The organism is Algoriphagus chordae, assembly GCF_003254055.1.
Taxonomy (GTDB): Bacteria; Bacteroidota; Bacteroidia; order Cytophagales; family Cyclobacteriaceae; genus Algoriphagus; species Algoriphagus chordae.
On sequence record NZ_QKZT01000007.1, the window covers coordinates 174,832 to 189,814 of the forward strand.

Sequence of the window (14,983 nt, forward strand, 5' to 3'; positions counted from 1 at the left end):
TTATTTAAAAGATACTTGTACAATTGATTTCTTCATCTCTTCGAAAGGAAGAGAAACTTCCTCCTCTGTGGCTTTTTTGCCTTTTTCTTTTTTCTTTTTCACTAGTACTTTCACACCGGTTTCTGAAACTTCCAACAGCTTACCTTGAATTTCTTCTCCCGAAGTCAAAGAAATCTTTAGCTCCCTGCCAATATTTTTCTGAAATTGTCTCCTACTACTCAGCGGGAAGTCTAGTCCTGGAGAAGAAACCTCCAGAATATACGCTTCAGGCATCATGTCTTTTGCCTCCAGCTCTTCCGATACCGCCCTGCTTAGCTTAGCGCAAGCCTGGATAGTAACCCCCTCATCAGCGTCTAGAAGGATGTTGAGAAGCATTTTACCTGATTTCTCAGATATTTTCACCTCTACAATGAAATGATTTTCATCCGGAAGATGCTTCTCTACAATCTCTTCGATAGCTTGTTTCAATTCAGTCATAGTATGCATAATGAAAGAGGGGACCATATGGTGTCCCCTCCAGAAACTTTCGAATACGACGCAAAGGTAAAATAATTTTGCAGTAAAAACAATGTGCCTCCTAAATCATGAGATAGAGATAAGTAGCTTTTTTTTCACTAAAAAACTTCTTCAAACTAAAGCAACATAAGAATCATTTGATTTTGTTACCAAAAAATATCGCGATTCTATCAAATTTGTCCCATTAAGATAATAATTTTGCCGACCTCCGTTTAATATGAGTGCTTAGCGTAGTATATTAAACTCTTAACTCCAGTAAATACTATTAATACCTAACAATGGGATTATTTGACTTTTTCTCTAGTGACATCGCAATTGACCTCGGTACTGCAAATACCCTGATCATTCATAAAGATAAAATTGTAGTTGACGAACCTTCGATTATCGCAATCGACAAGACCACCAATCGCGTATTGGCGGTAGGTCGTGAAGCAATGAACATGCACGAGAAAACGCATGAAAATATAAAAACTATCCGTCCCCTGAAAGATGGAGTAATCGCTGATTTCTACGCCGCCGAGCAAATGATCCGAGGTTTGATCAAAATGATCCCAGGACAGAAAAAAGGCTTATTCCCACAGTCCCACCGCATGGTGATCTGTATTCCATCTGGAATCACCGAGGTAGAAAAAAGAGCTGTACGTGACTCCGCTGAACACGCTGGAGCCAAAGAAGTCTATATGATTTTCGAACCGATCGCTGCAGCAATCGGTATCGGGATCGACATCGAGAAACCAATGGGATCCATGATCGTGGATATCGGGGGTGGTACCACAGAGATTGCCTTGATCGCTCTCTCAGGTATCGTGGCAGATCAGTCTATCAGAGTTGCTGGTGACACCTTCACCAAAGATATTCTGGACTACATGCGTCGTCAGCACAACTTGCTAATCGGTGAGAGATCTGCTGAAAAAGTAAAAATCGCCATCGGTTCTGCCTTGACAGAGCTAGACGAGCCACCGGAGGATTACGAGATCAGAGGTCGTGACTTGATGACTGGTATTCCTAAGGTGATCAAAGTTTCGTATTCTGAAATTGCTTTCTCCTTGGATAAATCTGTTTCCAAAATCGAAGAAGCTGTGCTGAAGGCATTGGAGATTTCTCCACCAGAACTTTCTGCTGATATCTATGACAACGGTATTCACCTTACAGGTGGTGGAGCATTGCTGAAAGGTCTTGACAAGAGATTGCATCAAAAGACCAAGCTTCCAATCCATATTGCAGAAGATCCTCTTAGAGCTGTAGTGAGAGGAACAGGCACTGCCTTGAAAAACATACAGAATTTCCGAACAGTATTGATGACATAAACCCCGAATGCTACGCATCCTTCAATTCCTTTATAGCCTAAGGTCTTTTCTCTTATTTGTTTTGCTAGAAGTTTTGGCGATAGGATTAATTGTCTCCAATAATTCACCTCAGGGTGCAGCTTTCTTCAATAGTTCCAATGCTTTAACCGGATCGGTCTTTAAGACTCGTTCGGATATCGTGGATTTCTTTTCACTAGCAGAGGCCAATGAGGCCCTCTTAAGTGAAAATGCAGGATTACTACAGCATCTCAAAACCATAAATGCGATCCCTGATAGTGCGACGATCCAATTGGATTCTGCCTTCGAGGCACAATTTAATTTCAAAGGAGCTCGTATCATTAGCAATTCCCTGCGTTTTGCTCAAAATCACCTTACCCTAAATAAAGGATCCAAAGATGGTGTGAAGACCGGAATGGGCGTTTTCAATGAGCAAGGAGTCATTGGTAGAGTGAAGTCAGTATCCGAAAATTACGCAGTAGCCATTTCTTTATTGAATACCGAAATGAGCCTTTCTTCCAAAATCAAAGCCAATGATTCATTTGGAACAGCTAAATGGGATGGGAAGGATGCTACCAAAACCAAACTGCTATATGTGCCGCGTCACGTGACTGCGAGCCCGGGAGACACGATCGTCACCACTGGATACAGCGCTGTGTTCCCCGAAGGCATTCTAGTGGGCATCATCGAAAGTGTAGATCAAAGTGAAGACCCAAACTATCTGGATGTAGTAGTGAACCTTAGTGTAGATTTCAGCAAGGCGCACTACGTTTATTTAGTAGAAAACACACGGCTGGATGAGCTTGACAGTCTTAATAAGCAATCAGAATTAGAAAATGAATTTTAAAAAACTGATCACTTACATCTTCTTAGTGATTTGTCTGTGTCTGGTGCAGATTTTACTGCTGAAAAACCTAGCACTTTTTGGAGTGGCTTTCTGCTTTATTTACCTATTGGTTATCTTGAGTTTTCCAATAAGCATGCGAAGCTTTCCCCTAATCTTGATCAGTTTCGGCTTAGGCTTATTGGTGGATGTTTTTTACGATACACTTGGACTTCATGCCGCCGCAGCTACATTTCTAGCTTTTTTGAGACCCTATTGGCTCAAAGCTATCAGACCAAATGGCGGATATGATGATTCCAACAATCCTACCCTACCTGACATGGGAATTGGCTGGTACATCAGTTATTCTTTACCCTTGGTTTTTGCCTTTTCACTGCTGTTTTTCATTGCGGATCAGTGGGGAACTGGGGGATTATTTGGCGTGCTAAACAAAAGCCTTTTCTCCTCGATTTTTACAGTCATTATGGCTATAATTGTACAACTACTGTTCTTCAAACGTAGGAGAGGAATCTGATGAACGACCAACGGCCCGTAGTAATAGTCATCTTCGTTTTCTTGATAGGTTTGGTACTTTTGATCAAGCTATTTATGATACAAGTGATGGACGACAGCTTTATCAAAAGAGCTGAGCGGAATGCCATTCAACGAGTGGTAGATCACCCCTATCGTGGATTGGTATATGATCGGACAGGTAAGTTGCTGGTTTATAACAATCCCATCTTCGATTTGATGATCGTTCCAAAGGAATTTGAGGTGGGAGATACTACCCGTTTCCTAGAACTTTTCCAGATTTCCAAAGAGCATCTGATCGAGTCTTATCAAGCTGCCAGAAAGTATTCTTCGGTTAAGCCATCCACCTTTATTAAGCAGATATCCACTAATGAATTTGCGAGAATTCAGGATTTCTTAATTGATTACCCAGGCTTATTTATCATGACCCGATCCGTTCGATCTTATCCTGAGCCCGTAGCTTCTCATGCCTTGGGATATATCGGTGAAATCAGCGGAAGACAACTTGAACGCGATAGCTCAGGCTACTATGTCCAAGGCGACTATATTGGCCTCAGCGGTATGGAGCGTTTCTATGAGGATCAGATGCGAGGTGAGAAAGGCGTGAAATACAAAATGGTCAATGTACGTGGAGTGGACAAAGGACCTTTCAAAGAAGGGGAATATGATACCGCTTCCGTGGCAGGACACAATATCAACTCTTCCATAGATATGGATTTGCAGAAATATGGGGAAAAGTTAATGATGGGAAAAACTGGTTCTGTGGTAGCAATAGAGCCAAAGACGGGAGAAATCCTTTCTATGATCTCTGCTCCTTTCTATGATCCTAATAGCCTGACTGGTTCAGAATTTGGCAAAAGCTATTCGGCATTGAATGCTATGGAGACTAAGCCACTTTTCAATCGGCCTATCATGGCTACTTATCCTCCAGGGTCTATTTTCAAAATTGTGCAGAGTCTTATAGGACTTCAGGAAGGAATCCTAACTCCCGAAACGACTTTTGCTTGCAATAAGTCTTTGGTAGCCTGTCACAATCACCCTTCGCCAGTAAACCTATTTGGGGCAATTCGAAATTCTTGTAATCCTTACTATCATCAGGCATTCCGTCAGATCATCAATCAGGAAGTCTCTAGCAATACCTACAAAGACACTGAGATCGGTTTGAATGCTTGGCGTGAGCAGGTGTTGAAATTCGGACTTGGAGGAAATCTGGGAGTGGATATGCCAAATGAAAAGAAAGGCTTGGTTCCAAACTCTGCATATTATGATCATTACTACGGCAATGGCCGCTGGAAATACTCCACCATTTATTCACTCTCTATTGGTCAAGGGGAGTTGCTAGTTACCCCGCTGCAAATGGCTAATTTGGCCGCAATCTTCGCAAACAAGGGATATTTCTATACGCCTCACCTCGTAAGAGCTATAGATGGAGACAAGAGTCAAATCCCTCAAGAATACCTCACCAAACATGAAGTGGGGGTTGATTCACATCATTTTGATATGGTGCAGGACGCGATGGTCCAGGCACTGTATGGAACAGCTCAGCGAGCACTTATGAAAGATATTGAGATCGCCGGAAAAACTGGAACAGCCCAAAACCCACATGGAGAAGATCACTCAGTATTCATTGCTTTTGCACCTAAGGACGATCCTAAAATAGCAATAGCGGTCTATGTGGAAAATGCAGGCTGGGGTGGTAGAGCTGCCGCGAGTACCGCTTCCCTGATGATCGAACAATACCTCAGGGACAGTATCTCTAGACCTGCGCTCGAAGAATATGTCATCGCTGGAAAATTCATGAATTAATGCGTGAAACAGATATCAACATAAATCGGGTGGATTGGATCACCATTTTGATCTATTCCGTATTAGTAATGATTGGCTGGTTCAATATCTATGCTGCAGTTTACGATGGACAAGTAGACAAAAGCATCTTCGATACATCTATCAACTCCGGTATTCAGCTAGTCTGGATAGGGACAGCAATCGCCATCATCATCGTAATCATGGTGGCAGATTACCGTCTGTTCGAAAATCTAGCTATTCCTATATACCTGGTCATGCTGGTATTACTGCTACTCACCCCCTTTCTGGGAAAAGAAGTAAATGGACAGATACTCACAATTGGTATTGGATCCTTTCGAATTCAGCCTGGCGAGTTTGCCAAGTTTGCGACTGCCCTAGCATTGGCGAAGTTTATGGAAAGGCCCACCTTTGATCTCTCCAAAACCAAATATCAATTACAAGCTTTTGGCGTACTCTTACTGCCTATAATATTGATCATTCTGCAGCCAGATACGGGAACAGCCATGGTCTATTTCTCCATGCTCGTCATGTTCTATAGAGAAGGGCTACCGCAAAAATACTACGTGCTAGGCATCGGCCTGATTGCAATAGCCTTATTGGCACTGGGAATTGAAAACAATCTCTATTTAGCAGGAGCGATTGTGGTGATCGTAGTCGCGCTAATCCTGATGGGGAAAAAGACCCCACAGCAAATAATAGGATTTAGTGTCATTGGCATTGTGTTAATCGCATTCACTTATAGTCTTGATTTTGTGGTGTCCAAATTACCTGAGCACCAGCAAAACAGGATTATGGTACTTTTCAATCCAGACCTTGACCCGCTAGGCGTAGGATGGAATGTCACACAATCCAAAATCGCTATCGGTTCTGGAGGACTAGCTGGAAAAGGCTATTTGCAGGGCACACAAACCAAGTTTGACTTTGTTCCTGAGCAGCACACAGATTTCATTTTCTGCACCTTGGGAGAAGAATTCGGCTGGCTGGGAAGTTTCGTAGTAATCGCGCTATTCGTCACATTACTTACGCGATTAGTTTTTCTGGCAGAGCGCCAAAAGAATAGATTCAATAGAATATATGGCTACTGTGTGGTTTCAATTCTGATGTTCCACTTCATGATCAACATCGCCATGACCATCGGATTATTTCCTGTAGTCGGGATCCCACTGCCATTCTTTAGCTATGGTGGATCCTCACTTTGGTCCTTCACCATTTTGTTGTTCATTTTCCTCAAAATGGATAGTGCAAGAGCACTTCAGCTGGGAAGAATGGGTTAAGAATCTAGTAGTTTTTTTAGCCAGAATTGCTTCTTAGGCTCCCTATTCTTGATGGCAAAAGGCGTATGATAATGATGAGCCTTCAAAAAATTAATTTGGAGATCCTTCCATTGCTGAGCAGTAGAGATCACATTCATATTCTTCAATTCCTCAAATAATTTCTGACTGATCTCTGGATAATCTTGTCTTCCTAAGTAATCCAAATCAGCATCACAGATTATCCGCTGAAGATGAGTTTTTGGACTTTGAGGGATTTTAGTCGCCATCACCAAGCCCTTTATTCTGTCAATTTCTTTTGAACTCACTCCCAAATCCTTCAGAATAATCTCAGCCATTCCTGCTCCCACTTCTTCGTGATTTGCAGGGCCTTTGAGAAAACCCATATCGTGTACAATTGCCCCAGTTCTAAGCAAGTAGCGATCTTCTTCAGAAAGCTTTTCACGCTTGATGTATTGATTGCATACATTCAGCACGTCCAGGGTGTGGTCAAGGGCATGATATGTCAGATACTTGGGAAGATTAGCGGCAAGATTTGACAACACTTGTTTTCGAAGGGTACGATATCCTTGCATGAGATGAAACAGGCTGATGACTAAAAGGCCGTCCTTATGGCGTAATACAATATAAAGACAAACAATAAGCCAATATTAAATGATAAGTATCGAACGGAAAGGTTGACATTCTTAAACTTCTCAGCCGTGATTTTGGCATTGATGTAAACCTGCTCTCCTAACTGATCGAAAAGCGGGCGTCTATCGGTACTAACCTTTTCCAACTCCTTGACATAATCTTTGATAGGCCCATAGGATGAAATGATATTACCAAAGAAGAATACGCTCTTGTCAAAATTAGTTTCGATCTGAGGCATAAAGCATCTGAAACTATAGAAAATAGAAATAACGCTAAACATAAACCACAATCCCATAAATCCATAGGTGAGAAAGTCGGAAGTTGCTAACTCGATCAAATGTTCATAAAACTGAAAGAACACATTCATCAATAAGCCATAAAATGACAGTACCAAACCAGCTTTGATCTCAGAGGCTTTGATTAAATCACGCAAATACATGATTAGGTACCAATAGTTATCCACAGCATCTATGCCTGGATCTAATGGTGGTAAGTCTTTAAGTTTCTTACGCATTGATCAAAAAAGGATTATTCAAAAATATCAACATGTAAAAACAAGATAATCTGTGAATTAACTAATTCCTATAAATTAAGGAGATTTGATTTCATTAACATTAAAAAAAGAGTTGAAAACCAACTCTTTTCTAAGCTACTAATTGAAGGTCACTAAACCTCAAATTTCCTATACACCAGCAGCAGAAACTCCTGTACGGGCTCAGCCTCAGACTCCCAGCTTAATTCTCCTGCAAACCGAGCATTCACCAAGCCAATAGCCTCTTCAAAGGAATCACACTTATCAATAGATTTTAAGGCATGCTTGAGCAAATCTGCATTTCCGTCAAAAAGCTCTTTGGTAAACATAAAGCGCTGATTTATCGCAAGACTCTCGGCTAGCTCACCCATTATCCCTTTCATGCCCTTATATGAAAGCGTTTCAAACCGCGCTTTCAAATGATTTGAATCAAAAGCACCCGAAGTCCCATTGGTATAGTTTACTTTTTCAGTCTTTACTGGTTCTGGCTCTTTCACCTTTTCAGGTTCTGGGCTTGACTTCTTGCTTTCAGCCGCTTCTACTTCAACCTGATCGAAAAAAGAGCTCTTGGATTCCTCCACTTTGTTTGGCTCAGGCCTAGGAGAAGGTGTAGGTTTTGGCTCTAGGGATTCCTGAACCAAATAAGCATCCAAGTCAAATGGTTTGATATCTCCTAAGGTTGCCAATAGCAAATTCACCGATTCTAATGATTCTTGTATTGCCTGATAATTTGCGGCAATCGCACGCAGATAGGCACTATCATCATGACCAAATCCCGCTTTGTCTATCAGAAAAGCAACTGCTTGATCATGCCATTTATAATACTTCTTATTTTCCTTCAGGTATTCATTGATCTGTCCAGAAGGAGCTTTAGAAATCTCATTTTGGTAAAAGGTGACTGGATCCGTAGCCAACTGAACCGCCTGTTGTACCGCAGTTTGCAACAGAGGCTGTAATTGCTCTTTTTCTATCTTGATTCGTCTAGAAAGCACATTCATAAACTCCGTCAAGGCTTCATGCACTGTGATATCGCGATAATCAAAATAGGGATTGCTTTTCAGCTTGCCGAGCTCCTCCTGCCACAATTCGAATAGTCTTTTGATAATGAAGAAATTCACCTGAGCAGAATTGGTCAGCTTCACAATATCCTGCCCCGTCATGTACTGTTTGGAAGAGAAAAACTGCCCACAAACAATTGCGGCATAGTCCTCAGCGTATTTTTCTAAATAATTGCTGTTAATTTGAGTTGTCATTGAAGAGTGGTGTTTACAAAAGTCAACGAACAAATGCCCCAAATCGTCATAGAAAATCTATTTAATCTGAGGATTAATTCTACTAGCGTTCATCGTAAAGTTATCGAAATTATTCATGAAAATGGTATCGACTGGATGCATGCTTGTGGGAAAAAAGGAAGATGTACCACCTGCAAAATCATCCTAAAATCTGGTGAAGAAAATCTTTCCCCTCCAAGTAAGCCCGAACTTGATTTCCTGAAGCAGGGAAGATTGAGAGCTGGAGAAAGACTAGCATGTCAAGCAGAACTCTCATCTGGTGAGATAGTTGTCCGCGTAGGCAAATTCAATAAATTCCCACACATACAGTATAGCGAATAATAGCAGGCATGTTTATAGAACCTTCAATTGGTAGGCTGAAATCCTCAGGAAACAAAGGACAAATCGAGGTGATTTGTGGCTCCATGTTTTCTGGAAAAACAGAAGAATTGATTCGTAGACTGAATCGTGCCAGGATAGCTAAGCAAAAGGTGGAGATATTCAAGCCTTCCATTGACAAGCGATACGATGAAAACGATGTGGTCTCTCACAATGAGAACTCCATTCGCTCTTCCCCAGTAAATTTCGCAGATGATATCCTTTTACTTAGTGGAGACTGTGATGTGGTGGGTATAGATGAGGTGCAGTTTTTCGATGAGCAAATCGTACGAGTGGCTCAAAAACTAGCGCTCCAAGGCAAGCGCGTTATACTTGCTGGTTTGGATATGGATTTTGAAGGAAATCCTTTTGAACCTATGCCCAAGCTGATGGCTGTTGCAGAGTACGTCACCAAGGTAAATGCCATTTGCATGAAATGTGGGGATCTTGCCGCATTCTCTTTTCGACTTTCGGATGCCAAAGAAAAGGTGGTGATTGGAGAGAAAGAGAGCTATGAAGCCCGATGCAGAAAGTGTTTCTATGAGGATAAGAAGTAAGGAGATGTCGGTTGTCAGGTGATCGATGAAAGATGTGAGTACTAAAGGAAAACTAACACAACATTGAATTATCGAAATTAAAATCTTTGGAGTTCTACGCACTATTTTGCGTTGATCTGCGGGAAATTTTAAAGAATGCTCAAAAAGACCCAAGGGATTGTACTCAGTGCCATTCGATACAAGGAAACGAGTATCATCGTGAAGATCTTTACCCGGGAGCTTGGCTTAAAATCTTATTTGGTCAATGGAGTACGGACTCAGGGAAACAAATCGAAAATTGCGCTATATCAACCTCTAACACTGTTAGATCTTGTCGTATATGATAAGGACACCAGTGGTTTGCAGCGAATTTCCGATGCACAGCTATATAGAGCGCATCAACTTATCCCTTTTGATTTTACTCGGACAGGAATTGCGCTATTCATTACGGAGGTAATCAGTAAGTCTATTTATGAGAATTATCAAAACGAATCGCTGTTTGACTTTCTCTTGGAATGTGTCATTCAATTAGATAACAAGGGCACACATCTAGGACAATTCCCCTTGGTTTTCTTGATTAAGAAGGCAAGTTTTCTGGGTTTTGCTCCAGAAGAGGCACTAGGTTTTTTATCAGAAAGCCGGTCACAGCCTTTTTCTCCTTCCGAACTCATACAGGCTGAAAACTACCTGAAAGCATTAATGACAGACTCCTTTGCCAACGAAACGAAGATCGCTAAATCCCTTCGACAAAAGCTGTTGGATCACTTACTAGACTTCTATAGTCAGCACCTAGACAATCCTGGAAATTGGAAGTCTTTAATAATCCTGAGACAATTAAACAGCTAAAAGCCGCTATCTTATTGAAATAACAGTCTATCACAAACAAATATTTGCTTAATACAAACTCATAGGTTAATATTGTGACATCACCGTGAATGAGCAAGTCAGCCCACTTTGACTTGAGTGTTTCCTGCAGATCTTTTTTGCTCAGAAAAATCATCCACGATCTCAAATACCGCATTTACTACATTTTATTTATTTCATACCCTCTTTATGTACAACATAGAAGAACTCAGAGTCAGGTTATTATCTGAACTGAAGGAAATCGCTGAGGAATTAGGTGTCAAAAACCGCAAATCTCTAAAGAAAGACGAACTCGTCTATGCAATCCTCGACCAGCAGGCAATCACCCCAGAGCAAGCCTTGCCAAAAAAGAAGCCTTCAGCAGCAGTAGAACCTACTACAGTATCAGAAAAACCTTCTGAAGCCCCAAAACCAGCTGCTAACAAACCAGCTGAAGAACCGGAATACAAACCGAAATTCAAGAGACAAAACGTAACAGCAATTCCAAAAGCAGAGGAAACTCCTGCCACTGAGCCTAAAAAAGGACCAGAGCCAAGAGCTAAAGAACCTAAGCCAGACTGGAAAGCAAAAAAAGAAACGCTTCAAGATCGTCCGGAACGAAAAGCACAGCCACAAGCTGATGCTACAGCCGAGGAACCAAAGACTTTCAGACCAAGAAGAAAGGCTATTGAAGAGGCAGATACAACTGCTGAAGCTAAAACTGAAAAGCCTGCCAATACTCCTGCACAAGCTAAGCCTGAGCAGGAAGTAGAGCTTCCTAAAAGAAGAAACTATAAGTCAGCCGATGAGGTAATGGCCCCATCTGCCGAAACTGTTCCGCACTCCAATCGCAGACGTCCAGGCGTAAACCCTCGAGAATTCGACGGAGTAATCGATAACGAAGGTGTTTTGGAAATGATGCAAGAAGGCTACGGCTTCCTACGCTCATTGGATTATAATTACCTCGCTTCTCCAGATGATATTTATGTATCTCCAAGCCAGGTAAAACTTTTCGGCTTGAAAACCGGAGATCATATCAAAGGATCTATTCGCCCACCAAAAGAAGGTGAAAAGTATTTTGCACTCCTGAAGATCGCTACTGTCAATGGTAAAACTACAGACGAAATCAGAGATCGTGTTCCTTTCGAATACCTAACTCCACTTTTCCCTGAAGAAAGATTAAACCTATCTACCTCTGGAGACAAATTCTCTACCCGTGTAGTTGATCTATTTGCTCCTATCGGGAAAGGCCAACGTGGCATGATCGTAGCTCAGCCTAAAACTGGTAAGACAGTATTGCTTCAGCAGATCGCAAATGCCATTACAAGAAATCACCCTGAGGTTCACTTGATGATCTTACTGATCGATGAGCGTCCTGAAGAAGTGACAGATATGGCTCGCTCGGTAAATGCAGAGGTAATTTCCTCCACATTTGACGAGACAGCGGACAGACATGTGAAAGTGTCTAATATCGTGTTGGAAAAAGCCAAGCGTATGGTAGAAGTAGGTCATGATGTGGTTATCCTATTGGATTCCATCACTAGACTTGCTCGAGCTCATAATACAGTTGTACCAAGTTCAGGAAAAATCCTTTCTGGAGGTGTAGATGCAAATGCACTTCACAAGCCAAAGCGTTTCTTCGGAGCAGCACGTAACGTGGAAAATGGTGGCTCTTTGACCATCATCGCTACAGCATTGGTAGAAACAGGTTCTAAAATGGATGAAGTGATCTTTGAAGAATTCAAAGGGACTGGCAACATGGAACTTGCTCTTGACCGTAAGCTAGCCAACAGAAGAATTTATCCTTCCATCGATGTGCTTAACTCAGGTACTCGTCGTGAAGATCTATTGATGGACAAGGAAGAAATGCAGCGTGTATGGATCCTTCGTAAGCTAATGAGTGACATGAACTCTCAGGAGTCTATGGAGTTCCTTCTTCAGCGTATGAAAGGCACACGTGATAATGCCGAGTTCTTGATCAGTATGAATGGATAAGTAACCACTTCTGGTTCAATAAATATATAGTCCTTGATTCCTCCGAATCAGGGACTATTTTTTTTGCTTGCCCCTCATGATTCCTAATTCGCATTGCAAATCCAACAGTAGGAATTATAGATTGCAAATACCGAAAGCAGACCACAGCAAAATTCATAAACATCTCTAAATAAAACTTGACAAAAACTATAATTAGTTACTTTTGGACATGAATAGAGTTTTGCTCACGGGCATTTTCATTTTAGTATCTTTTGCATCGCTGGCACAAACCAGCGTAGGAATCCGTGGAGGATATACTACTTCGAGTTATTCTTATCGTGCTACACCTTCTAGTAGAGCAGCATCTGTAGAAGGAATTGGAGCACCCACGTTTGCTTTAGTTTTCGAACATTTTAATTCGAAAAATGCAGGAATCGAAGTGAATCTTCAATTTCTCAGAATAGGATTCATCCAAGTGGAAGATGAGGAAGCAAACCCTGTCCTTTCCAATGAAACTCAATTCGACTACTTGAAAATCCCTATCCTCTCGAGTTTTTTCATCGGAAGATCCGGTAGATTTCAGATCAAGGCAGGCCCCCATTTGGGCTATATGCTACAAGCGAAAGATATCAAACGTGAATATTCTGACTCAGTGACTCCTGAAATCCCTACTTATGGAGGAACAGATGATCATCCAAGAAAACTAATGTATGGCCTCACTGGAGCTGCAGGGATTTCAAAACTTTTTGGAAAAAGCACTTTGACTGCAGAAGTTCGCTTTGCCTATGACTTCACCAACCCTGAAAGTGAAGATCGTATTTTCGACATGAACTCCACCAACTTAGAGTTTACTTTAGCGTACCTTTTTAGAATTAGAGAATCCAAAGTTGGTAAATTGAAAGAATAAAAGGTTGAAAGTGTCCTGCACAAAATTTTTCAATCTTCTCTGTCATATATTGAAGTCAATCTCCGACTAACCTATGTAAATGAAAAGCGGAAAGCTCGATCATATCTTAAAAACCCATCATCGGGATGCTTACCTATGGGCGAGACAATGCTGTTCGTTTGATGAGGAAATGGCCAAGGATGTACTTCAGCAGACGTACCTGAAGATATTGGAAGGCCAGGCGAAATTGAAAGATGAGTCAAAAGCAAAAACCTGGCTCTTCTCGATCATCCGATACACCGCCATAGATGAATTGCGCAAAGCAGGAAAAGTGGTTTCTCTCATGGATTCGTACGATCCTATAGAAATCATTGAAGAGATCGATGGAACTAACTACGAGGAAATCATCAAGATGCTGCCGGAGATGCAGCGGGAAGTGATTCTGATGGTTTTTTATCATCAGATGACCATCGCTCAAAGTGCTGAAATCCTTCAAATCGGCCTAGGAACTGCGAGAACACATTACGATCGCGGGAAAAAGAAACTCAAAGAATTAATTACGAAAGTTCAAATCCAGGAAGAATATGGAAAATGACGAACAATTAGAAAAGTTTTTTGCCCAGATGAAAAAGCAGGATGAACAGTTAGAAACCCCCGCTTTTCCAGAAGTCAAAACGCGAAAATTCGGATTTTGGATTCCAGCAGGAATAGCTGCATCCATGAGCCTTGCCTTCCTGTTTGTCCAAGAACCTACTCCTGTAGAATCAGTATCACCTGAGGTGGTGATCATCACCCTGCAGGAGGACGAGCATCAAAATCAACAGTTCACCATTGAAGAAAGTACATTTCTGGATACCTGGGAATCGCCTACTGCTTCATTGCTGACAGAATACTAAACTAATTGAAAATGAAAAAAATACTCTTCTTATACCTTTTGCTTTTCGCAGGCTTAGCGAATGCTCAGGATATCTTTCAAAAAAATCTCTACTCAGCAGACAGAGTAATGGAAATGCGAAATGAGCTCGAACTTACAGACAAGCAAGCAATCAATATCAAAAATATCCATAGCGCAAACGCAGGGAAATTCAGCACCATGAAATGGGACTTGGATGATGAAACCGCTAAACTGAAGGCGCTTTTGGATGAGTCTAAAATCGATGAAGCAGCTGTTCAAAAACAAATGGACAAGGTGTTAGCCTTGGAAAACTCACTGAAGAAACAACAACTCAGCACGATGGTTTCCATCAAAAATGAACTCAGCCCAGAGCAGCAGGGGATTTTGCAGAATCCTAGGGTTCAAACTTTGAATGGAGTAAGTGTCACGGGATATGGTGTGAATTCAGTAAGCCCTTCAAAAATTGTAACTGGCTATCCCCTAATTAGAACAGGAGTACCCATAAAAACTGGAACGACATCTTTATCCTCGTCCACACCGAAAATAGTGGTTCAGTCTACAGCCTCTAATCAGAAAAATGCTCCTCTCTATATTTTAAATACCAAAGATGGAATGCAAGAAGTGAAGACCTTAGACTTTATTAAGCCTGATGATATAGAAAGTATAGAAGTACTCAAAGACAAATCCGCAATTGATCTATTTGGCGAAAAAGGTAAAAATGGTGTCATCATCATTAAGCTAAAGGAGGATTCGAAAAAGTAATTTTCACAATGGTTTATATGAA

The 14,983-nt window shown here is 41.4% G+C and carries 17 protein-coding genes; 13 read left to right on the plus strand and 4 right to left on the minus strand.

Going from position 1 to position 14,983, the window contains the following annotated elements; all coding sequences use genetic code 11:
- The gene (locus LV85_RS09680; RefSeq protein WP_111318953.1) at positions 1-477 is read right to left on the minus strand and encodes a ribosome maturation factor RimP; all 477 of its coding nucleotides are present in this window, start codon (positions 475-477) and stop codon (positions 1-3) included.
- Between the two features lie 317 nt (positions 478-794).
- Here LV85_RS09680 and LV85_RS09685 point away from each other — a divergent pair, with 317 nt between their 5' ends.
- Genes LV85_RS09685 through rodA form a run of 5 tightly spaced genes read left to right on the plus strand, consistent with a single transcriptional unit; the run spans position 795 to position 6,254 of the window.
- Positions 795-1,823 carry a rod shape-determining protein gene (locus LV85_RS09685; RefSeq protein WP_111318777.1) on the plus strand — a complete coding sequence of 343 codons (1,029 nt, stop codon included), beginning with the start codon at positions 795-797 and terminating at the stop codon, positions 1,821-1,823.
- A 7-nt stretch (positions 1,824-1,830) separates the two neighbouring features.
- Positions 1,831-2,667, plus strand: a complete 837-nt coding sequence (gene mreC, locus LV85_RS09690) for a rod shape-determining protein MreC (RefSeq protein WP_111318779.1) — start codon at positions 1,831-1,833, stop codon at positions 2,665-2,667.
- Entirely contained in the window at positions 2,657-3,178 is a 522-nt protein-coding gene (locus LV85_RS09695) for a rod shape-determining protein MreD (RefSeq protein ID WP_111318781.1), read from the plus strand. The genes mreC and LV85_RS09695 overlap by 11 nt, the downstream gene beginning before the upstream one ends.
- Entirely contained in the window at positions 3,178-4,980 is a 1,803-nt protein-coding gene (gene mrdA / locus LV85_RS09700) for a penicillin-binding protein 2 (protein ID WP_111318783.1), read from the plus strand. Before LV85_RS09695 ends, mrdA begins: the two co-directional genes overlap by 1 nt.
- The gene (gene rodA, locus LV85_RS09705; RefSeq protein ID WP_111318785.1) at positions 4,980-6,254 is read left to right on the plus strand and encodes a rod shape-determining protein RodA; all 1,275 of its coding nucleotides are present in this window, start codon (positions 4,980-4,982) and stop codon (positions 6,252-6,254) included. The genes mrdA and rodA overlap by 1 nt, the downstream gene beginning before the upstream one ends.
- Here the strand turns inward: rodA and LV85_RS09710 are convergent.
- The 3 genes from LV85_RS09710 to LV85_RS09720 all read right to left on the minus strand — a co-directional run bounded on the left by LV85_RS09710 (position 6,251) and on the right by LV85_RS09720 (position 8,669).
- Positions 6,251-6,826, minus strand: coding sequence for an HD domain-containing protein (locus tag LV85_RS09710; protein ID WP_111318787.1), 576 nt, complete (start codon positions 6,824-6,826; stop codon positions 6,251-6,253). The two genes, rodA and LV85_RS09710, sit on opposite strands and share 4 nt — an antisense overlap.
- A gap of 20 nt (positions 6,827-6,846) precedes the next feature.
- Positions 6,847-7,398, minus strand: a complete 552-nt coding sequence (locus LV85_RS09715) for a Pycsar system effector family protein (protein WP_111318789.1) — start codon at positions 7,396-7,398, stop codon at positions 6,847-6,849.
- Between the two features lie 152 nt (positions 7,399-7,550).
- Positions 7,551-8,669, minus strand: coding sequence for a hypothetical protein (locus tag LV85_RS09720; protein WP_111318791.1), 1,119 nt, complete (start codon positions 8,667-8,669; stop codon positions 7,551-7,553).
- A gap of 33 nt (positions 8,670-8,702) precedes the next feature.
- Between LV85_RS09720 and LV85_RS09725 the strand changes: the two genes are divergently transcribed.
- From LV85_RS09725 to LV85_RS09760, 8 genes are all read left to right on the plus strand, one after another.
- Positions 8,703-9,029: a 2Fe-2S iron-sulfur cluster-binding protein gene (locus LV85_RS09725; RefSeq protein WP_111318955.1), complete on the plus strand. Its 327-nt coding sequence runs from the start codon at positions 8,703-8,705 to the stop codon at positions 9,027-9,029.
- A gap of 8 nt (positions 9,030-9,037) precedes the next feature.
- Complete coding sequence (locus LV85_RS09730) at positions 9,038-9,622, plus strand: thymidine kinase (RefSeq protein ID WP_111318793.1); 585 nt, start codon at positions 9,038-9,040, stop codon at positions 9,620-9,622.
- Between the two features lie 135 nt (positions 9,623-9,757).
- Positions 9,758-10,447, plus strand: coding sequence for a DNA repair protein RecO (gene recO, locus LV85_RS09735; RefSeq protein WP_111318795.1), 690 nt, complete (start codon positions 9,758-9,760; stop codon positions 10,445-10,447).
- 207 nt (positions 10,448-10,654) lie between these two features.
- Complete coding sequence (rho, locus tag LV85_RS09740; protein WP_111318797.1) at positions 10,655-12,439, plus strand: transcription termination factor Rho; 1,785 nt, start codon at positions 10,655-10,657, stop codon at positions 12,437-12,439.
- 208 nt (positions 12,440-12,647) lie between these two features.
- Positions 12,648-13,325 (plus strand): outer membrane beta-barrel protein, encoded by a 678-nt coding sequence (locus tag LV85_RS09745; protein WP_111318799.1) that lies wholly within the window; start codon positions 12,648-12,650, stop codon positions 13,323-13,325.
- A 79-nt stretch (positions 13,326-13,404) separates the two neighbouring features.
- Positions 13,405-13,899 carry an RNA polymerase sigma factor gene (locus LV85_RS09750; RefSeq protein ID WP_111318801.1) on the plus strand — a complete coding sequence of 165 codons (495 nt, stop codon included), beginning with the start codon at positions 13,405-13,407 and terminating at the stop codon, positions 13,897-13,899.
- Positions 13,889-14,200, plus strand: coding sequence for a hypothetical protein (locus tag LV85_RS09755; RefSeq protein WP_111318803.1), 312 nt, complete (start codon positions 13,889-13,891; stop codon positions 14,198-14,200). Before LV85_RS09750 ends, LV85_RS09755 begins: the two co-directional genes overlap by 11 nt.
- Before the next feature lie 11 nt (positions 14,201-14,211).
- Entirely contained in the window at positions 14,212-14,961 is a 750-nt protein-coding gene (locus LV85_RS09760; protein WP_111318805.1) for a Spy/CpxP family protein refolding chaperone, read from the plus strand.
- The last annotated feature ends 22 nt before the right edge of the window (positions 14,962-14,983 follow it).